This is a genomic window from Acinetobacter lanii (genome assembly GCF_011578285.1).
GTDB classification, from domain to species: domain Bacteria; phylum Pseudomonadota; class Gammaproteobacteria; order Pseudomonadales; family Moraxellaceae; genus Acinetobacter; species Acinetobacter lanii.
The window spans coordinates 26,156-46,735 of record NZ_CP049916.1; the positions used below are offsets into that span (position 1 = coordinate 26,156).

14 protein-coding genes, 2 tRNA genes and 2 rRNA genes are annotated in these 20,580 nt (G+C 41.3%); 12 read left to right on the top strand and 6 right to left on the bottom strand.

The window, feature by feature from the left end:
- Positions 1 to 51 precede the first annotated feature (51 nt).
- The 4 genes from G8D99_RS00105 (at position 52) to rrf (ending at position 3,924) form a co-directional block, all read left to right on the top strand.
- Positions 52 to 128 (top strand) — tRNA-Ile (locus G8D99_RS00105).
- Between the two features lie 74 nt (positions 129 to 202).
- A tRNA-Ala gene (locus tag G8D99_RS00110) sits at positions 203 to 278 on the top strand.
- A gap of 439 nt (positions 279 to 717) precedes the next feature.
- A 23S ribosomal RNA gene (locus tag G8D99_RS00115) occupies positions 718 to 3,611 on the top strand.
- Between the two features lie 198 nt (positions 3,612 to 3,809).
- A 5S ribosomal RNA gene (rrf, locus tag G8D99_RS00120) occupies positions 3,810 to 3,924 on the top strand.
- Positions 3,925 to 4,281: 357 nt separating this feature from the next.
- Here the strand turns inward: rrf and G8D99_RS00125 are convergent.
- From G8D99_RS00125 to tssH, 6 genes are read right to left on the bottom strand one after another with little or no spacing between them, the layout of a single operon-like run.
- Complete coding sequence (locus G8D99_RS00125; RefSeq protein ID WP_196782905.1) at positions 4,282 to 5,202, bottom strand: M15 family metallopeptidase; 921 nt, start codon at positions 5,200 to 5,202, stop codon at positions 4,282 to 4,284.
- 58 nt (positions 5,203 to 5,260) lie between these two features.
- Positions 5,261 to 5,995: a hypothetical protein gene (locus tag G8D99_RS00130; RefSeq protein WP_166321457.1), complete on the bottom strand. Its 735-nt coding sequence runs from the start codon at positions 5,993 to 5,995 to the stop codon at positions 5,261 to 5,263.
- Between the two features lie 11 nt (positions 5,996 to 6,006).
- Positions 6,007 to 6,810: a type IVB secretion system protein IcmH/DotU gene (gene icmH / locus G8D99_RS00135; protein WP_166321459.1), complete on the bottom strand. Its 804-nt coding sequence runs from the start codon at positions 6,808 to 6,810 to the stop codon at positions 6,007 to 6,009.
- Between the two features lie 14 nt (positions 6,811 to 6,824).
- Positions 6,825 to 8,189: a type VI secretion system baseplate subunit TssK gene (gene tssK / locus G8D99_RS00140; RefSeq protein ID WP_166321461.1), complete on the bottom strand. Its 1,365-nt coding sequence runs from the start codon at positions 8,187 to 8,189 to the stop codon at positions 6,825 to 6,827.
- A gap of 6 nt (positions 8,190 to 8,195) precedes the next feature.
- Entirely contained in the window at positions 8,196 to 9,323 is a 1,128-nt protein-coding gene (gene tssA, locus G8D99_RS00145; RefSeq protein ID WP_166321463.1) for a type VI secretion system protein TssA, read from the bottom strand.
- Positions 9,324 to 9,361: 38 nt separating this feature from the next.
- Positions 9,362 to 12,043 (bottom strand): type VI secretion system ATPase TssH, encoded by a 2,682-nt coding sequence (gene tssH / locus G8D99_RS00150; protein WP_166321466.1) that lies wholly within the window; start codon positions 12,041 to 12,043, stop codon positions 9,362 to 9,364.
- A gap of 427 nt (positions 12,044 to 12,470) precedes the next feature.
- On the opposite strand from tssH, the gene G8D99_RS00155 reads away from it, so the two are divergent.
- The 8 genes from G8D99_RS00155 (at position 12,471) to G8D99_RS00190 (ending at position 20,558) form a co-directional block, all read left to right on the top strand.
- The gene (locus tag G8D99_RS00155) at positions 12,471 to 13,136 is read left to right on the top strand and encodes a hypothetical protein (protein WP_166321468.1); all 666 of its coding nucleotides are present in this window, start codon (positions 12,471 to 12,473) and stop codon (positions 13,134 to 13,136) included.
- Positions 13,137 to 13,160: 24 nt separating this feature from the next.
- Entirely contained in the window at positions 13,161 to 13,673 is a 513-nt protein-coding gene (tssB, locus tag G8D99_RS00160) for a type VI secretion system contractile sheath small subunit (protein ID WP_166321470.1), read from the top strand.
- Positions 13,666 to 15,147 (top strand): type VI secretion system contractile sheath large subunit, encoded by a 1,482-nt coding sequence (gene tssC, locus G8D99_RS00165; RefSeq protein ID WP_166321472.1) that lies wholly within the window; start codon positions 13,666 to 13,668, stop codon positions 15,145 to 15,147. The genes tssB and tssC overlap by 8 nt, the downstream gene beginning before the upstream one ends.
- 46 nt (positions 15,148 to 15,193) lie before the next feature.
- Positions 15,194 to 15,697, top strand: coding sequence for an Hcp family type VI secretion system effector (locus G8D99_RS00170; RefSeq protein ID WP_166321474.1), 504 nt, complete (start codon positions 15,194 to 15,196; stop codon positions 15,695 to 15,697).
- Positions 15,698 to 15,871: 174 nt separating this feature from the next.
- Entirely contained in the window at positions 15,872 to 16,345 is a 474-nt protein-coding gene (gene tssE, locus G8D99_RS00175; protein ID WP_166321476.1) for a type VI secretion system baseplate subunit TssE, read from the top strand.
- A gap of 15 nt (positions 16,346 to 16,360) precedes the next feature.
- Positions 16,361 to 18,169 (top strand): type VI secretion system baseplate subunit TssF, encoded by a 1,809-nt coding sequence (tssF, locus tag G8D99_RS00180; RefSeq protein WP_166321477.1) that lies wholly within the window; start codon positions 16,361 to 16,363, stop codon positions 18,167 to 18,169.
- The gene (gene tssG / locus G8D99_RS00185; RefSeq protein WP_166321479.1) at positions 18,133 to 19,128 is read left to right on the top strand and encodes a type VI secretion system baseplate subunit TssG; all 996 of its coding nucleotides are present in this window, start codon (positions 18,133 to 18,135) and stop codon (positions 19,126 to 19,128) included. The genes tssF and tssG overlap by 37 nt, the downstream gene beginning before the upstream one ends.
- Complete coding sequence (locus tag G8D99_RS00190; RefSeq protein WP_166321481.1) at positions 19,125 to 20,558, top strand: hypothetical protein; 1,434 nt, start codon at positions 19,125 to 19,127, stop codon at positions 20,556 to 20,558. The genes tssG and G8D99_RS00190 overlap by 4 nt, the downstream gene beginning before the upstream one ends.
- The last annotated feature ends 22 nt before the right edge of the window (positions 20,559 to 20,580 follow it).

Consider the following 20,580-nt stretch of genomic DNA (forward strand, 5'->3'; position numbering starts at 1 on the left):
GACGATCGGTAAGAATCCACAACAAGTTGTTCTTCATGAAGATGTATCTGAGGGTCTGTAGCTCAGTTGGTTAGAGCACACGCTTGATAAGCGTGGGGTCACAAGTTCAAGTCTTGTCAGACCCACCACTATCTGACTAACGCAGTATGAAAATACTGAAGCGAACAGAACGTAAAGATATATCGAATCTATATGATAAGCTGGGGACTTAGCTTAGTTGGTAGAGCGCCTGCTTTGCACGCAGGAGGTCAGGAGTTCGACTCTCCTAGTCTCCACCAAATTTTAAGATCAGAAAAGCACTGCTTTTCCTTAAAATTTAAGCGAGAAGTTATACTTCGAGCACTGAGTAAGCGATCAGTTGGTTAGATTATAGAAATTAGTAAGAAACTGCGTATAATGCGCGTCTTGTTAACTTCTGTGATTTATCACAGTTGCTACGCTCCGATGAGGACGTAGACAATCATTAACAGAATATATTTGAGTTGAAATTAATTGTTTAACTTATTCCAAAAGCGGAAACAAGAAATCGTAAGATTGATTGTTGAAGTGATTGAAATGAGAACTAGCGAAATTAACTGAATCAAGCGTTTTGGTATATGAATCTAATTGAAGCTGTACAGTGCTTAAATGCACAGACGCCAACTGTATGAGCGTGTTGAAAGACATGTTCTGTTGCTAACCCCGCTTGTAAGGGTTAACGACTGTTTGGGGTTGTATAGTCAAGTAATTAAGTGCATGTGGTGGATGCCTTGGCAGTCAGAGGCGATGAAAGACGTAATAGCCTGCGATAAGCTCCGGGGAGGCGGCAAATATCCTGTGATCCGGAGATTTCTGAATGGGGAAACCCACTTACCATAAGGTAGGTATTGCAACATGAATACATAGTGTTGCAAGGCGAACGAGGGGAAGTGAAACATCTCAGTACCCTTAGGAAAAGAAATCAATTGAGATTCCCTTAGTAGCGGCGAGCGAACGGGGAAAAGCCCATTAAGTCATATCAGTTTTAGTGGAATGCTCTGGGAAGTGCAACCATAGTGGGTGATAGTCCTGTACACGAAAGGGCTGATATGATGATGTCGAGTAGGGCGAGGCACGTGAAACCTTGTCTGAATATGGGGGGACCATCCTCCAAGGCTAAATACTCCTGACTGACCGATAGTGAACCAGTACCGTGAGGGAAAGGCGAAAAGAACCCCTGTGAGGGGAGTGAAATAGATCCTGAAACCGCATGCATACAAGCAGTGGGAGCCGACTTGTTCGGTGACTGCGTACCTTTTGTATAATGGGTCAGCGACTTACATTCAGTAGCAAGGTTAACCGCATAGGGGAGCCGTAGAGAAATCGAGTCTTAATAGGGCGTTTAGTTGCTGGGTGTAGACCCGAAACCAGGCGATCTATCCATGAGCAGGTTGAAGGTTGGGTAACACTAACTGGAGGACCGAACCCACTGTCGTTGAAAAGCCAGGGGATGACTTGTGGATAGGGGTGAAAGGCTAATCAAGCCTGGTGATAGCTGGTTCTCCCCGAAAGCTATTTAGGTAGCGCCTCGGACGAATACCATTGGGGGTAGAGCACTGTTTCGGCTAGGGGGTCATCCCGACTTACCAAACCGATGCAAACTCCGAATACCAATGAGTACTATCCGGGAGACAGACTGCGGGTGCTAACGTCCGTAGTCAAGAGGAAAACAATCCAGACCGCCAGCTAAGGCCCCAAAATTGTAGTTAAGTGGGAAACGATGTGGGAAGGCATAGACAGCTAGGAGGTTGGCTTAGAAGCAGCCACCCTTTAAAGAAAGCGTAATAGCTCACTAGTCGAGTCGGCCTGCGCGGAAGATGTAACGGGGCTAAAACTACATGCCGAAGCTGCGGATTTGCAATTTATTGCAAGTGGTAGGGGAGCGTTCTGTAAGCCGATGAAGGTGGATTGAGAAGTCTGCTGGAGGTATCAGAAGTGCGAATGCTGACGTGAGTAACGACAAAACGAGTGAAAAACTCGTTCGCTGAAAGACCAAGGGTTCCAGTCCAACGTTAATCGGGGCTGGGTGAGTCGACCCCTAAGGCGAGGCCGAAAGGCGTAGTCGATGGGAAATTGGTTAATATTCCAATACTTCTGTGTAATGCGATGAGAGGACGGAGAAGGTTAAGTCAGCCTGGCGTTGGTTGTCCAGGTGAAAGACAGTAGGCATGCATCTTAGGCAAATCCGGGGTGCTCTATGCTGAGAGTTGATAGCAAGCTGTACTTGTACAGCGAAGTGGCTGATACCATACTTCCAGGAAAAGTCTCTAAGCTTCAGTTACACAGGAATCGTACCCGAAACCGACACAGGTGGTCAGGTCGAGTAGACCAAAGCGCTTGAGAGAACTCTGCTGAAGGAACTAGGCAAAATGGTACCGTAACTTCGGGAGAAGGTACGCTGTCGACGGTGATGGAACTTGCTTCCTGAGCTATTGACAGCCACAGAAACCAGGCCCCTGCAACTGTTTATTAAAAACATAGCACTCTGCAAACACGAAAGTGGACGTATAGGGTGTGATGCCTGCCCGGTGCTGGAAGGTTAATTGATGGGGTTAGCGTAAGCGAAGCTCTTGATCGAAGCCCCAGTAAACGGCGGCCGTAACTATAACGGTCCTAAGGTAGCGAAATTCCTTGTCGGGTAAGTTCCGACCTGCACGAATGGCATAATGATGGGGGCGCTGTCTCCAGCAGAGACTCAGTGAAATCGAATTCGCCGTGAAGATGCGGTGTACCCGCGGCTAGACGGAAAGACCCCGTGAACCTTTACTGCAGCTTGACATTGAACTTTGATCTTACTTGTGTAGGATAGGTGGGAGGCTTTGAAACTAGGACGCCAGTTCTAGTGGAGCCAATCTTGAAATACCACCCTGGTAATATTGAGGTTCTAACTCTGCTCCATGATCTGGAGCGAGGACCATGTCTGGTGGGTAGTTTGACTGGGGCGGTCTCCTCCTAAAGAGTAACGGAGGAGTACGAAGGTGCGCTCAGCGTGGTCGGAAATCACGCGTAGAGTATAAAGGCAAAAGCGCGCTTAACTGCGAGACCCACAAGTCGAGCAGGTACGAAAGTAGGTCTTAGTGATCCGGTGGTTCTGTATGGAAGGGCCATCGCTCAACGGATAAAAGGTACTCTGGGGATAACAGGCTGATACCGCCCAAGAGTTCATATCGACGGCGGTGTTTGGCACCTCGATGTCGGCTCATCTCATCCTGGGGCTGAAGCAGGTCCCAAGGGTATGGCTGTTCGCCATTTAAAGAGGTACGCGAGCTGGGTTTAGAACGTCGTGAGACAGTTCGGTCCCTATCTACCGTGGGCGTTGGAAATTTGAGAGGATCTGCTCCTAGTACGAGAGGACCAGAGTGGACGAACCTCTGGTGTACCGGTTGTGACGCCAGTCGCATCGCCGGGTAGCTATGTTCGGAAGGGATAACCGCTGAAAGCATCTAAGCGGGAAGCCTACCTCAAGATTAGATTTCCCTAGGACTATATGTCCTCTAAAGAGCCGTTGAAGACTACAACGTTGATAGGTTGGATGTGGAAGCATAGTGATATGTGAAGCTGACCAATACTAATTACTCGTGAGGCTTGACTATACAACACCCAAACAGTTGTTGTATAAAGCATCAATTGATTCGATATTCTACAAAACACCTTGATTTAGTGATCAAGCTAGTTAAACTAAGCAAACTTAATTCAACTCAAGTACTTCTGTTAATAACTCATTTGGTACAAAGTACGGCAAACACTGCAAAGCAGTTAAATAAGACCCGAACAAGTCCATAAACAGTTGTGCTGGCGACAATAGCAAGAGTGAACCACCTGATCCCTTCCCGAACTCAGAAGTGAAACCTCTTAGCGCTGATGGTAGTGTGGGGTTACCCATGTGAGAGTAAGTCATCGCCAGCTCATTATTCCTAAAAACACCCTAATCAAGCATCAGGGTGTTTTTTTATGCTCGAAAGAAAGCTATAAAAGCTAAAGTTCAGTACATATCCCAGTACAAACCACCAAATATATAGAATACAGTCATTAAAAAAGCCCCAACGTCCTGTTGGGGCTTTTTTATATGGGTTGTTTAGATCTGATTCCTGTCCGATCTCACGTCCTGATGCACAAACTTATGATTGTTGTTTTAGGTTTGGGAAACATCCTGTCTCCTGATAAAGATAGAATAGGGTAATCGCTGAGCATTAAAAAGTCGAAAAAAACGTTGATTGATGTAGGTGAGAGCGTACAAAAATCGCTAACTCTTTGATTTATTCCTTATGGGTTTGCAATATTATTGGCCATTAAGCCTTGACCTTGTGCCTCTGCAATCAAGCGTTCAGCTGATTCTTTATTTTTTCTAAGCCCTGGCATACGGAATTCTGTGTGTCCATAGTCATGAATGCGTGTCCAACGCCCCCCCCAAGTGAGTCCTACTTGTTCTGCGGTTTCTCCATAGAGCTGATAGCCTTTCCATGCCCAAGGATCACGTTCTGAAATCACCACTTTACCATTGCGTTTAAAAGCAACATCAGCGGCTAAACCAAATTGATGGTAACTTTGATAAGCCTTGGCTAAGGTGGTAGCGGTATTGCCAGATAAACGGTTTTGACGCTCAGGACTACGGTAACCCTCTAACAATACCATTTCATAGCCATGACGCTCTTTCATCAGTTTAAACACCATCAATAGACGTTGCTTATAACTTGGATGCATCTTGTCCCATTTACGGTCAATTTGCACCGTTTCATAAGCATGGCTAGAGGTATCATTTTCCTCACCATCATAGGTTTTAGGAATCGGCATACTATTAATGGTAGGTGTTTGATTTACTGCGATTTGCTCTGCCAAAATGGCTTCTTCCACCAATGCTTCTTCCACAGGAGGAGGAGGAGATAAGATATCTCCATTCAATAAATTATAAATTTGAGGATCATTGGCTTTTAAGTAAGCTGCTTCAACTCGAGTAGGTGCTACAGCTTTGGTAAAGGCGAATAACATGATGCTCGACAACAGACAAATGCCGGCAATTAAAATCCACCATTGTTGCAAATGCCAATGGGTTTGAGTCTGTTCATTGGATGCCGCATGATTCATTTGTTGTGCAAAGTGACGTGCAGACATCAGTTGTTTTTTACTACGAGGCGCTAAGCTTTTTAGAAAGAAACGCGTTTTTTCTCTGAGTTCATAGGACATCATCAGTGCTAAAGCAGTAATGAGTAAGATAAAACTCAGAACAATAAAAAAAATCACAAGCTTATTCTTTTACAGAGCGAGTAACTGAAATTTGTACCGTTCCTTTAGGGGTTTCCACCTCCACTTCTTTTTCTTTCGGTTGTGCTTTCTCTGTAGCAGGTTGAGGTTGAGCCTTTGCCGTTTCTACTTTATTTGCATCTTGATTCACCTTTGTTGTTGCTGCATCGACACTTTTTGATGCTTGAGCCTTAAGCACAGAGTTTGTTATTGGCTTTTGAGCTATAACCGTTGCTTTATTAATAGAGTTGTTCGGTTTGGTGATTGCTGCAACAGTTGGTTTTTCTACTTTTGCCTGACTTGAAAGCGCACCAAAAGGATTGTCATTTGATGCTACTTGAGTTTCAGGTTTAACTTGTTCGACTTTTTTATGGGTAAAAATACCATTAATTTCATTGGCTTTAGGTTGCGGAATATTAAAGCCATCATGGGCATTGTTATCGTCATTCTCGTCTAGATTTAAATCTGATTCATTCGCTTGCTGTTGCACACGATCTGCTGAAACTGAATCATTTCTTTGATTATTTTGTACATTTTCAACATGCTTTTGATTCGGTTGCTGCTCTGCAGTTTGCGAAATTTCCACCTTAGCGTCTTGACCGAGTACAGAGAACAGAAGCACTGAGGTAAGTGCAATCCCCAATGTCGCACCTGCGATTCCATAGTAAATCGGTGAAACTTTTTTTGTTTTTTTCGTGGGGGTTAATACCCGAATCACTTTTTGTTTTTCTTGATTCATTTTTTTTATCTTTAAGGTAAATGAATGGTGATGTGGGCTTGTTCAGCAGGTGCACTGATCACATTTTGATATTTGGCCATTGCTGCTTGATCATGTTTATTCAACATATAACGTAAGCCGCTAAAGGCCAACACAGAAAATAATAATAAAAATAAAAGAATCCAAGTAAAGGGAAGTTCACGATGAATAATATTTTTAATTTGATCCGGCAATGCTGAAAAAGGCGAAAATGCGGCTTTTTTACCTTTTAAATAATCAATTTCATCGCCTACACGCGCCACCAAATGATTCAAGCTTTCAATCGATTCAATACGATATTTACCCTGAAAGCCAAGCAGTAAACAGTAATGAAACACTTCTAATGCTGCCAAGCGATCTTTACCGCGGGCGCGAATATGTTCCAAGGTATCAAAGAAACGATAACCGGCAAGTTGGGAACCAAATAAGGTCAACTGCAAAGGGCTAATCAGCCAAGAATTTTGTAAATTAAAATAGCTCGGATCTTGTTGAGTGACAATGGTTTCATCGAGCAATGCACAATAGGCATACTTGGCATCATGGATATCTTCAGCAGAATATTGTAATTTCTTTGCTTGCTGTTCAAACCGATTCAGTTGATCCATGATTTTATTGCGGAATTGTTCAACATTTTCCGGCACATATTGGTTTCTAATTAAAAAGACAATATAGAAACCATCATGCATTAAATCGACTAGATTGGTGGCTTGACTGATTTTAGACTGATGTTGCGGGGTTGAACCCACGCCAATTTGACCATCATCAAACAGGGAAGGAGCACCGTTTGGAATATTCATGACTGTTCTCCTGATTAACCGTTCATGACCGCAATGAGTTCAATGGTGATGTCTTGGAAACCTGCCGGTACATAAATACAAATGGTTTCAGAATCGAGCATCCGTTGATAAAGCTCATGATGCGGTTCGACTTCAAAATAACTCACCCCTGAACGTACAGGGATGGCAGTCGGTACTTGCATCAGATGATGGATTGGAATCGCAGGAAGTGCTGAAACCACACGTTGTTCAACATCCACCGTCGTACCGACTTTAAAGCGTAATGGCACGATTTGAACCAATTCATGCGTTTGCATCATGCTGCTTGAAACTGCGATATACAGTCGAGATTCACGGGTAATTTTGTCCGATTCAAGGCTACCCACCCAATAGGATGGTCGAATTTCTTTCAAACCAATATTGATATAACGACTTGAAATAATTGTATCCAGCAGTTCACGTAAAATCAGATCAAGTTGTGAAAAGCTTTCTTGCAAATTGTTGTGTTTATATTGGGGTAAATGATCCACTTCATAAGCCGTGGAAAAGGTCAGCAATGAACCTGTTAAGCGGAGCAATTCAAAGAACAAACGTTCGGGATGAATCTGCGGATTGAGCAGTAAATGACTCAAAGTGGCATGCGCGGTATTGAGGGCATTCACTAACCAGAAAGACACGATATCGCCAGAACGGAACTCGATCAGTTTTTGTTCATTCTCGCGATTATTGGTTTGAATGGTTTTAATTTTAGCTTTGATGACATTCAAAGTGCGTTTCAGATTCCCGATCAAGGAGTCACAAGCTTCAATGTGTAAAATCGGGGGAATAAATTTAAAATCGAGCTCAAAAGAGCCTGAACTTTGTCGTTTGATTTTGCCAATCGGTAAATATAAAAAACCATCCAAATCATGATTGGGATCAATTTCAGATTCAAGTAGCTTTAGTTCAGCACGACGACGTACAAGGGTAATTTCCGCAGGGGTCGCATCGGTATACAAATCATGCGTTTCGCTTAAATAAGAATGATAGCGACTCGGTTGGGTGGCTTGTTCATAAGCCACGTTTTTCTTATTCGGTTGTAAAATAGAAAGTGCCAAATAAATGGTCATTTCACCCCGAAAATTGAGATCATCAAGTTGTACCGGTTCAGGCAATAAATCGCGAGAAGGCGCTGTATAAATTTCACCATCTTGCCAAATCATTTCCACCTGTTCTAAAGCCAATACATGGGTACTTAATTGGGTTTCATCAAAACGAATTGATTGCACCCCATAGGCAAAAGGAATGGTGGAACGAATGCTGTGGTTCAGACGTTGCTCATGATAAGTATCTTGGATTTGAAAGTGTTGCGGTCGTAAAAATAACCCTTCACCCCAAAGTATTTTTTCCGCTTTAAACATTACCTATTACCATTCATTAGATTCATTGTTATTTTTAACGCCAAGCAGTTCTTGCACTGACTCGAGCGGATTATCATTTTTAATCACTTGTGCTAACCATTCATGCAGTGGCATTTGGCTCCATTTAATGGTTTTTTGCAGCATATAACTCACGGGACTATGTGGTTCATTGGCTTGGAAATAATCGGCAATGTCCTGCAAAACACGCATGGCTTGATCACGATTTTGCAGATGACTCTGGGGTTGTGGCTGAAAAGATTGCTGATGTTGAAGCGGTGATTGCAGCAAGGATGAGCCCGGCTGATAATCTGTCGTTGATTCATGGCTGTGTTCAGCGGAAGATTGTTCAGTGTTTTGCGCAGTATTGATATTTCCCGCATCAAAAGCATCCGCTTTATAAATCTTGCGCAGTGTTTTATGAATGCTGTCAAGTTGCGAATCGATATTGGCGAAACTCGGCGCATCCAATTCCATCAATTGATCCAGCACTTGTTTTAAACTATTCCAATGCGTCAAAATCTCATTGAAGTGCTGATAGTTTTGAAATTGGAAGCTTTTAGAGGTATTAAATAAGGCCTGTTCAAATTGTTCGAGTTCTGAAGAGTCCGGGCTTGCACCCGATTCATCATTATTTTTTAAACGATTATTTTGTTGATGAAGAATCTTCTCATAATCAAATAACGAGTAATAGGGCTGAGTGTTTAACAACGGCACTTGCTTAATTAAGCTAGGCAATTGAGTGGTTAAGCCTTGCAAGAGACCTAAACGTTGATCGAGATCATCATCTTCAATTTCAGGGTGAATATGCAGCCAAAACTCTTCCAACATGCGGTGCGAGAGTTCAAGGCTTTTGGCAATGCCTTCAAAACCATGTAAATGTCCCCATGCTTCACTGAGCCAAGTCAGTAAACGGATGTCCTTGGTTTTATGCATCAACAAATCTGTCGATTTTGCTGCAACAAAAGGCCAATCAGCTTGTTTCGGTTCAGCGACCCAATCGCCAAGATCCAATAAAGGATCATCCTGCGTTTTGGCTTTTTTGATTTCATGAAACTCGTTGGAGAATGAAAGATCATCTCCACACAGTTCATCTGCCGAGATTGGCGCCAATAAAGGTTCGAGTTCTAAGCTCATAATAATTCTTATCTCTTTAAACTGATGCAATCAATCGATTAGGCTTCAGTTTCTTTGGTTTTTTTCGCTGTGCGTTTTTTTGTGGGTTTAGCAACAGGATCTAAAATATACTCAATTTCATTGTCCTTGCTATCAATTTTAATCACTTTTGGTAATTTTTGATCAGCAAGCGCCATCAGAATGTGTGTGGCTAATTCAGGCAGTACCGATGAATTCAGAATGTTATCGACATTACGCGCACCACTATCCACTTCAGTGCATCGACTCAATAACAGCTCGACCAAATCATCAGTGTATTCCACTTGCGTGTCATATTGTTTGGCAATACGTGCTGTGATTTTGCCAATTTTGTGATGAATAATGCGAACCAATAAATCATCATGCAATGGATAATACGGCACAATCCGCATACGACCCAAAAATGCCGGTTTAAATTGTTTATATAAACTTGGTTTTAACTGTTCAATCAATTCTTCAGCACTTGGCCATTCTTCGACAGGATGCGGTAAACATGCCTGCATAATGGCACTTGAGCCGGCATTTGAGGTCAGCAAAATGGTGGTATTTTTAAAGTCGATTAGGCGACCTTCGCCATCTTCCAACATACCTTTATCAAATACTTGGTAAAACAACTCTTGTACGTCTGAATGCGCTTTTTCAATCTCATCAAGCAACACCACACTGTAGGGATTACGACGCACCGCTTCGGTCAATACTCCCCCTTGGCCATAGCCCACATAACCCGGAGGCGCACCTTTTAAAGATGAAACGGTATGCGCTTCTTGGTATTCAGACATATTGATGGTGATCAAATGGGATTCGCCGCCATACAACTCATTGGCCAAAGCCAAAGCCGTTTCTGTTTTACCGACCCCACTTGGTCCCACCAACATAAAGACGCCTTGCGGTTTATTGGGATCTTCAAGTTTGGCTTTAGATGTTTTAATGCCTTGAACGAGCTGATGCAAAGCATAGTCTTGGCCCATGACACGTTGCTCAAGTTTGTCTTCCAGACTTAAAATCTGCTTAATTTCATCATTGACCATTTTCCCAACGGGAATACCGGTCCAATCTGAAATAATTTCATTGATGATTTGCGCGTTGACTCGTTCAAACACTAACGGTGATTGACCTTGGAAGGTAGTCAGTTCATCCCGAACTTTAGCAATCGCATTCTGTTCAATGCTTTCACCATTTTCAGCTTGTGCTTCCAGGGTTTTGAGTTGCTGCACCAATTGAAGCTCATGTTGCCAGCGCGCTTCAGTGGTTTCTATTTCTTTGTTTAAACTCGCAATATTTTCTTTTAAGTTGGCTAAACGATCGTGATGGATCGGGAAATGTTGATGTTCATTTTCCAAAATTTGCAGTTCTAAATTTAAATTATGTTGCTGTGCTTTGAGTTGATCCAATTTCACAGGCTGGGCATTTTGCGTCAGTGCCACACGTGCAGCAGCCGTGTCGAGGACGCTGATGGCTTTATCCGGCAGTTGACGGCCGGTAATATAACGATGTGATGAATGCACCGCAGTCACGATCGCTTCATCGTCAATTTTTAAATTGAAGTGATTCGCCATTACAGGAATCATGGCGCGGAGCATATCAATTGCCACTTCTTCAGTCGGCTCTTCCACTTTGACCACTTGGAAACGACGGCTGAGGGCTGCATCTTTTTCAAAATATTGTTTATATTCCGCCCATGTGGTGGCTGCAATGGTCCTTAACTCACCCCGTGCTAGAGCAGGTTTGAGCAAATTCGCGGCATCATTTTGACCGGCTTGACCACCTGCACCAATCAGCGTATGTGCTTCATCAATAAAGATAATGATCGGGTGGGCTGAACTTTGCACTTCCTTAATCACTTGTTTTAAGCGGTTTTCGAACTCACCTTTGACACTTGCACCGGCTTGCAATAAACCCATATCCAGCACATGCAAATGTACATTTTTCAGTGCATCAGGCACTTCATTATTGGCAATTTTTAAAGCTAAACCTTCAACCACTGCGGTTTTACCGACACCCGGTTCTCCGGTTAAAATCGGATTGTTTTGACGACGACGCATTAAAATATCGAGCATCAAACGAATTTCAAATTCACGACCAATTACCGGGTCAATACCACCTTTTAAGGCTTTTTCCGTTAAATTAATAGTGTATTGATCTAGCGCAGGTGTTTTCGGATTGATGTTTTCTGAAGCAGACTTTTGTTCTGGTGGAGCGTTGCTGTCTTGATCATTTGGTTCAGCTTGCTGTTCAGCACTGTTGACACAGATATCGAGAAATTTGTGTTTCATGGTGTCGATCGGGAACAGGTCAAACAAACTCGAAGCACGTACCGCAATTTGATACAAATCTGGTGCAGTGAGCAATGCCACCAATAAATGACCGCTACGAATCAGCGGTTTTTGTTCAGCTGAGGCCAATAACCAAGCTTGTTCTAATAAACGCACAATCGATTTTGCAAAAATCGGGGTACGGGCATTGCCTTTGGGAAGTTGTGCAATGGTTTCTTTTAAATCGTCAATTAAACCCGCTTTAGAAATTTTGTATTTTTCTAAAAGAAGCATTAGGTCATTTTTGGCATCCTGATGCAGTAATTCATAAAACAAGTGTTCAATTTCAATTTCATAGTTTTGTTGGTTAATACAAAAATTGGCAGATTTTTCTAAAGCTGTTCTTGTTGTTGTAGATAGTTTTGTAATTAAAATTTTCAAATTATTCATTTGATCTCTCGATAATAGGACTTAATTTTTAAGTTTTTTTAACGGACAATACAACAAAGTACTGAAATAATTTTTCTTAAATTTTTATATTAAATATATAAAATACAATGATTTTTTAAAATATATTTAAGGCTACTATCAATTATTCTACAGAATAAAGCAGAATAAAAAAACCATATTTAAGTATCAAACTATAACGAAACGAGATTGTTTTGTAACTAAAAAATGTTAAATCGATCACGAAAATGACACAAATTGCCTTGACTATACAGGCTGTTTTCTAGTTAAATTTTAAACAATTCATACAAAAGTTATAAATATATAAGAATAATCAGCGCATTTTATCTTTGATTGGGTGTCTTTTACATGAATTACTACGTTTACGTTTCATCAAATTCAAAAATTTGATAAAAAAATGAGGTTTATTTTGAACAAAACTATCCTATTCACAACACTTCTAGTCGGTTCAGTGTTTACATCAACAGCTTTTGCAGATGAGTTAAAAAAGAGCTGTGTAAAAGACCATCCGCTTGTGGCGGGTGAATCTGACCCAACCTTAATCCAAATTTATTCGCAAGTCTGTGATAAAAAAAATAAAGACAATAATAATGGTTATTTGGCACAAGCCGCACAGCGTTTTCAACAATTGGGTCGCAATTACAAAGCATTGCAATTGGTCAATGAACTGAATGCCAAACAAGTTCAGCACTCATCATTAACCGATGTAAAATTTTTAGCCAGCGTGGCATTGGCCAATGATGCTTTGACACAAATGCGTGATAAAGAAGTGCGTTATTTATCCGATGATGCCTATACCCCTGCAATTGCATTTTCAGATGCTGTGCGCCGTGCCAAACCTTTGTCGGTAATTGAAACCAAAGTTGAAGAAACGCCAAAACGAACCTATGAACCGAAGCGTTCATATGAAACCAAATCATCTAAACCACGTTCACAGAGCAAAGCTTCTTCGACTAAAACTTCAAAAACAGCAACCAAAACAGTGGCAAAGACTACAAAAACGACAACCCAGAAAACCGCTGCTCCAAGCACTCCAGCGAAGACGCCAGCAAAGAACCCATTTGGAAATTTATAATTAAATACGAGTTAGGATAAGAATATGGCTAAGCGTGAAAGTGTACAAAAAAAATTACAACGCATCCGACCACCCCGTGTGCAGTTGACTTATGACGTTGAAGTTGGGGACGGTAAAGAGATTAAAGAATTACCCTTTGTTGTGGGTGTTTTAGGGGACTTCTCTGCAGCATCTGAACTTGAAAAAACCAAATTAAAAGACAAAAAATTCATCAATGTCGATTTAGAAAATATTGATGAAGTGATGGAATCTCTATCACCACGTGCTGCGTTTCAGGTGGAAAATACCTTAACTGAAGAGGGCGGTCGTATGGCAGTCGATTTAACGTTTAAGTCGATGGAAGATTTCCGCCCTGAAAATGTAGTGCAACAAGTCGATCCGCTACGTAAATTGGTTGAGGCGCGTGAGCGTCTTTCAGATTTGCGTAATAAAATTTCTAACAGTGAACGTCTAGAAGATTTACTCGATGACGTCCTTAAAAATACCGACCAAATTCGCAAAATGAGTGCTGAAGCAGGAGCAGATGATCATGAGTAATCTATACGCTGCAGAAGCAAACCATTTAGCCACTGAAGAAGTCAGTCTACTCGATTCAATCGTAGAACAGAGTCGTATTGCCCGTAATGATGATGAGCATGTTCGTGCAAAAAGTTTGATTGGTGAGTTGGCCAAAGAAGTTATGGCAGGAACCATTACCGTTTCTGAAAACATGACAGTATCGATTGATAAGCGTATTGCTGAAATAGACGCTTTGATTTCTGCTCAATTGAGCAAAATTATGCACAATGAAAATTTTCAAAAAATTGAGTCGACTTGGCGTGGTCTTTACTATTTCTGTCAAGAAACACCGTCTAATCCACTGATTAAAATTCGTATGCTGAATACCACCAAAAAAGAATTGGTGAAAGATTTCCAAGGTGCAACTGACTTTGACCAAAGCACCTTATTTAAAAAAGTCTATGAAGAAGAATATGGTTCATTTGGTGGAGCACCGTATGCAACCCTGATTGGTGACTTTGAATTTGACCGTACCCCATCGGACATGTATCTGCTTGAGCAGATTTCTCATGTGGCAGCGGCTTCTCATGCACCCTTTATTTCCGCAGCAAGTCCATCGATTTTAGGTCTTGAATCGTTTACCGATATCGACCGTCCACGTGATGTTTCGAAAATCTTTGAAACTGCTGAATACGTGCAATGGCGTTCATTCCGTGAAAGTGATGATTCACGCTATGTTGCTTTAACTATGCCACGTGTCTTGGGGCGTTTGCCATATGATCCGAAAGAGGGCTGGGCGACCGATGGTTTTAATTTTGTCGAAGATGTCACCGGTGAAGACCATGACCAATATCTTTGGATGAATGCCGCGTATGGTTTTGGGACACGTTTGACCAATGCCTTTGATATGCATGGTTGGTGTGCTGCGATTCGTGGTGTTGAAGGGGGCGGTTTGGTTGAAGGCTTACCGGTGCATACCTTTAAAACCAATGATGGTGAAGTGGTGTTTAAATGCCCGACTGAAGTGGCCATCACAGATCGCCGTGAAAAAGAGCTGAGTGATTTGGGCTTTATCCCACTAGTGCATTGTAAAAATACAGACTATGCCGCTTTCTTCGGTGCGCAATCGACGCAAAAACCGAAGAAATATGACAGCGATACTGCCAATGCCAATTCAGCATTGTCGAGTCAGATCCAATACATCATGGCGGTATCCCGTATTGCCCATTATTTGAAAGCGATGATGCGTGACAAGGTCGGTAGTTTTGCTTCAGCAGGCAATGTGGAAACTTTCTTAAATGAATGGTTATCACAATATGTATTACTAGATGATGGAGCTTCACAAGAAGCGAAAGCGCAATATCCGCTTCGTGAAGCATCGGTAAAAGTTGTAGAAGATCCTGCTCAACCAGGTCACTACAAGTCGGTCGTTTTTTTAAGACCACACTTCCAGTTGGATGAGTTGTCTGTTTCTCTGCGACTTGTCACTGAGCTACCTCAGTCCTCTACTTAAAATAGGGCAACTTTATAATAATGTTAAATAAAATAGGAAATCTTCAATGAAAGATATATATGTTCAATTTCGAGGAAAATACAAAGTAGACGGCGAATCTCGTGACACTGAGCACAAAGATTGGCTTGAAGTAAATTCTTGGGCGCACAATATCCGTCAGCCTAAGTCTGCAACGTCTTCTAGCGTAGGTGGTCATACCGCTGAACGTGTTGAACATTCTGACATGATTTTCGTGAAAGATTTGGATGCAACCAGTCCAAAACTTTGGGAAGCATGTTCAGCAGGTTACACATTTGATGAAGTGCAGATCGATTACTACCGTGCAAATGGTGATAAACGTATCAAGTACTTACAAATCAAATTGAAACACGTTTTGGTTTCAAGCGTAACACCGACTGTAAATGAAGAGGGTGTTCCAACTGAATCATTCGGTCTTAAATACGCTGCTGTAGAGTGGACCTATAACCAACAAGACATTAACGGTACACAAAAAGGTGCTGTTACTAAGAAATGGTCATTGTCTAACAATACAGCGTCTTACGCTGCATAAGTTTAGATCGTGTCTAAAAGTAGGGGCTAACATCAGTTGGCCTCTATTTCTCATCATTTAATTTAAATACAACAGATTATATAGAACAGCAATCATCATAAAACGCTATGTATGCACCGAATGACATACATCAACAGAGATACATTAACCTTATAAATCGTGCCTAATAATAAAATGAATTTAGATCATTTATATCCATTTGGTTTTCGATCTACCTTGTTTGATCGATTGATTCCAGAACAAGAAGAACAACTCAAAGGTTTATCAATTCAAGAGTTGCGGGAATCTGTGGCTCACGATTTAGAAGACTTACTCAATAGCCGTATGGCGAAATTGGAACAGATTGATGATTTTCCATTGGTGAAAAAATCGATTTTACAGTTTGGGATTATTGATTTTGTTGGGCTATCGACCGCCAATCCGACTGATCGAGACAAAATTTGTCAATCGATTGAGCGTTCAATTGCCGCACATGAACCACGACTGACACAGATTAAAGTCGAGATGTTACTCGATGGACACAACATGGGTTCACTGTGTTTAAGCATACAAGCTTACTTAAATATTCATCCTTTATATGAACCCGTCGTATTCGATGCGCTCCTTAAACCGACGACACAACAATACGTGATATCTGCACGATCTTAAAAAATTGGGGAAACAGTGATAGAAGAACTCTTACCGTATTATGAGAAACAATTACAAGAATTTGGTCAGCAGTCTCGAGAGTTTGCTCAGAAATACCCGAAAATTGCGCAACGTCTGTCTTTAAATCAAGAGCAGATTGATGACCCTCATATTGAACGGTTGATCCAAGCCTTTTCACTGATCGCTGCACGGGTCGATAAAAAACTTGCCGACAGTTATGACGTGTTTACTCGTGCCTTATTTGAGGTGATGTTTCCGCAATACTTGCGTCATTTTCCAAGCTGTACCGTGGTGAGTTTTGAGGACATCAATAAAGTTAAACAACTGACCGATGTGCATCTGATTCCCAAAAACACCAGTTTAAAATCACGTAGTTTTAAGGGCGTGCAATGTGAGTTCACCACCAGTCAAGATGTGCGACTGCTTCCTATTGCCTTAAATAAACTGGAATTTAAAACCAACCCTAGTGCGCATATGCATCTCAATCAAAATGCGACCTTGGTTTTAGGGTTTGAGCTGTTTAATCAGGCGCAGACGTGGTTGGTCAATGAAACAATACCGATTTACCTCGATGCGATTTCTAATTTTCCATTGCAAGTACTCGACAGCATTTTCAAATCAAGTACCGGTTTTTCCATCAAGATCGGTAATCGCAGCCATGAAATTAAAAATCCATTTCAAGTGATGGGTTTTGATGAAAATGAGAGTTTATTGCCGCTCGATCAGCACACCCATCATGCCTATCGCTTATTGATGGAATATTTCTGCTTTCCTGAAAAATATAATTTTTTAAAACTCAATCTCGATGTGCTCAAAGGCAGAATTCAAGAACACAATAGCTTTGAAATACAGATTCATTTTAAGTTGAATTTAAATGACCAAGCGGTGATTCGCAATTATTCAGAACTGAATATTGCCAACTTTAAACTGTTTAGTACACCTGCGGTGAATCTGTTTGAAAAGAGTGCTGAACCGCAAAAGATTAATCATAAAAATTTAGAATATCCTTTACTGACCGATGCACATCATCCTGAGTTTTATCAGGTCTACTCGATTCTCAAGATGAATATGGTGCGTGAAAAGAATAATCAGGATCAAGTATTTCATCCGATTTTACCGTTCTTCGCCATGAGTCATTATCATGATGAACAAGTGCAGTTTTATTACGCTTTGAATTCGGCACAACTACATAATAAATATGTTGAAACAGGCTATTCGATCATCTCGAAAAAATTGATGCCTTATGACACCAAATCGGATTTTATCAGTACGCAATTGTTGTGTTCGAATCGCAATTTACCGCATGAAGCCCTCAGTCAGTCCAACAATATTCTCAATTTAAATGACAGTAGCTTGGCACGCCGTGCCTTGGTGTTAAAGCGTCCGAGTCTGCCACATCAGTTTCAACAAAATCAAAAAGAGCAGTGGCGAATTATTTCCCACTTATCACTCAACACTTTGGCGTTGATGAAAGGGGATGCGGTGAGTCATGTTAAAGAGTTGCTTGAACTGTATAACCTGCCTCGCACCAAAGAAAACCATTTGCTGATTGATGCGATTAAGCAGGTGGAGTTCAGTCTGAGCAATAAATTGGTCGAAGCCAAACCGTTCCCGATGTTTGTGCGTGGTGTAAAAGTCAAACTCCAAATCGATGAGCAGGTATTCCGTGGGCACAGTTTATTTATTTTTAGTCAGTTGCTGAGTCACGTATTTAATTTAAAAGTTCAAATGAACAGTTTTGTTGATGTGGCTATTTATGATGTCAATTCACAACAGGAGTTATACCAATGCGTACAGAACGTTGGTGGCAAGAAGCTTCTGTAGTCGATGAACTGTTTAAAGTTCCGACCGCCTTTGAATTTGTGCAGAGTACACGTTTGTTACGTCATGCACCGTATCAACAAAATTTAAAATATTGGGCAGATGACTTTCAATTTGACGCCTCGATTGAACTGAATTTCCCGAAAAGTGAAATTGAACATTTGCAATTGGACGATGAAAAAGTTCAATTGACCAATCTGATGGTTGGACTGACCGGTATGCAGGGTGCATTGCCCTATACCTATACCAATAAAGTCAAACAGGCGCCACGCAAACAGCGTCATGAAACGATTAAGTTTTTAGGATTGTTTAACCATAAACTTACTGCGCAATATGTCGATGCCTGCCTCAGCTATAACTTGCCTGTGCGTTATGAAATTGAGCAAGAAAACGATTATTTAAAAATTTTACATGCTTTAAATGGTTATATCAGTGAGCAACATCAGCAAATTGAGTTGGATGATTATTTTGCTGAATTTGCAGGACTGATGCAGGGGCAAAACAATACAGCACATGCATTGAAAACCATGCTCAGCAGTATTTTCAAAAATGATGTGCATATCGAAGAATTTATTGAAGAAAAATTTACATTGGCCCCTGAACAACGCACCACATTGGGTGGCACTGTGCCGAGTTTATTGGGCGTGAATACCTTTTGTGGCGAAACCATTAAGCAAATCGACGGCAAAATTGAGATTCAAATCGGTCCTTTAGACCGTAAAACCTATCTTGAGTTTTTACCCAATAAAAAACGCAGTCAGAAATTAAAAAGTTTAATTCAAAGTTGGTGCAGTCCAACGCTGTTGGTCGATGTGCGCTTGATTCTAGATAAAAAAGAAGTTCAGCCGATCTGTTTAAGTTCGGCTCAAACCATGGGTTTAAGTCAGGGCGCATTTTTAATGCCGAATGCACCTGAACATAACCCTGAAACCTGTTATGCATTACTTGGGGTGGCATCATGATCAAGGTGATTTTAGGGGTATTGATCAGTGTCTTTGTCATTGTTTCAACCATTGTGGTGCTGTATTGGCGCGATAGCAACCATGATCCGTCGACCTCAGACTTTCTGATCTTTTTTGGACTGATTCCTGTGGCCATTTCGATGGTGATTGTGATGCCATTTCTGTTAAAAAAATGGATCAAGGACAGCCAAGACAAGAAAAAAATGGAGCAAGAAAAAGCAGAACATCAACAGCTGGTCGAAGAAATTCCGCCGCATCAAATTGAATGGGTCAACTTAAATGTGTTTTCTAGTTCAACTTTAAGTGCACTGGGTGAAAATCAAGCCATTTGGGAAGCGATGCTCGAACATAAAAGCCCTGAGTTGGATGAAAAATTGTTGAATGGGTATGGGCTCCCAATTTTAAGTTATCGTATCGCTGAGGTGGATGAGATGCTCCAGCAAGATTTAGAACAAGATCAGCTACACGATGAATATGTGAATAGCAGTCAACGCCAACAACGTATTGAAGCTTTAATTCAACAGCAACTTGAACAAAATACTGAAACGCTATGGGCAATCGCTGCCCATTTAAAACAATCGGCATTGTTTTATGAAGGTCAGTTGGCACATGAATATCGTATGCATCCGGCTTGGATTAATCCCCATGTAGAAGTTGAGGATGAAGCGCTTTCCCCACACGGTATTGAACAGGTGGCGCGTTTGAATCTGCTGAATATTCATCTGATTTTAGCGGAAGATTTACTCCACCTGTGGGATGAGCAAGCTACTCAAGACAAAATCAGTACTTTCCTTAATGCGCTCGGGATCATTCCGCAGAAGTTTCACGTGGAACTGCATTATTGGGGTAAAGAAACGGCTTATAAAGAGTGGATGAACTTACTGCAACAGATTCAAAAGGAAGAAGATACAGTGAGTTTTGTCATGGCGGTGGATTCAGAAATTGATCAAGAAACCATTGATGAGAAAACTTGGGTTTCAGAGCATTATTTGCCATCTGAATTTATCGGAAGTTGTTGTATTGCAAAACCATCAGTGGTCATCAATGAATTGTCGCCACAAAAAATAATAAAAATAGCTTTGAATGAAACCAAATTATTCAATACTTTAGAACAATTAAAAAGTCATACATTGGCCCAATTCGAACAAGAACAGCCTTTTGTGGTACAGCTCGATGACATCACCGACATTAGAGTGGTGAAACGTTTGGAGAAAAACTTTGCACAAACGCCGATTGAACAACACCATTATTTATATATGAAGCCGAGTGTGGGGCAGACCGAGCATATTGCTAAAATCTTTGGATTTATGCTGGCCTTACAAGCGCCTGAAGACCTTTTAGCAATGGTGTATTGCTGTGATTTACCGCAAACACAGAGCTTGATCCAAGATTATTCAATACCCGAAGATTTAGAACAAGAAACTGTTTAATTCACGAATTTTAAAGTTTAAG

Bases quoted from the DNA above. Each gene is read 5' to 3' on its own strand.
- tssG (WP_166321479.1), top strand. From the start codon at position 18,133: ATGCGTACAGAACGTTGGTGGCAAGAAGCTTCTGTAGTCGATGAACTG.
- G8D99_RS00125 (WP_196782905.1), bottom strand. From the start codon at position 5,202: ATGATGTCCTATGAACTCAGAGAAAAAACGCGTTTCTTTCTAAAAAGC.
- tssK (WP_166321461.1), bottom strand. From the start codon at position 8,189: ATGTTTAAAGCGGAAAAAATACTTTGGGGTGAAGGGTTATTTTTACGA.
- G8D99_RS00170 (WP_166321474.1), top strand. From the start codon at position 15,194: ATGAAAGATATATATGTTCAATTTCGAGGAAAATACAAAGTAGACGGC.
- G8D99_RS00190 (WP_166321481.1), top strand. From the start codon at position 19,125: ATGATCAAGGTGATTTTAGGGGTATTGATCAGTGTCTTTGTCATTGTT.
- tssA (WP_166321463.1), bottom strand. From the start codon at position 9,323: ATGAGCTTAGAACTCGAACCTTTATTGGCGCCAATCTCGGCAGATGAA.
- tssE (WP_166321476.1), top strand. From the start codon at position 15,872: ATGAATTTAGATCATTTATATCCATTTGGTTTTCGATCTACCTTGTTT.
- icmH (WP_166321459.1), bottom strand. From the start codon at position 6,810: ATGAATATTCCAAACGGTGCTCCTTCCCTGTTTGATGATGGTCAAATT.
- G8D99_RS00130 (WP_166321457.1), bottom strand. From the start codon at position 5,995: ATGAATCAAGAAAAACAAAAAGTGATTCGGGTATTAACCCCCACGAAA.
- tssH (WP_166321466.1), bottom strand. From the start codon at position 12,043: ATGAATAATTTGAAAATTTTAATTACAAAACTATCTACAACAACAAGA.
- tssB (WP_166321470.1), top strand. From the start codon at position 13,161: ATGGCTAAGCGTGAAAGTGTACAAAAAAAATTACAACGCATCCGACCA.
- tssC (WP_166321472.1), top strand. From the start codon at position 13,666: ATGAGTAATCTATACGCTGCAGAAGCAAACCATTTAGCCACTGAAGAA.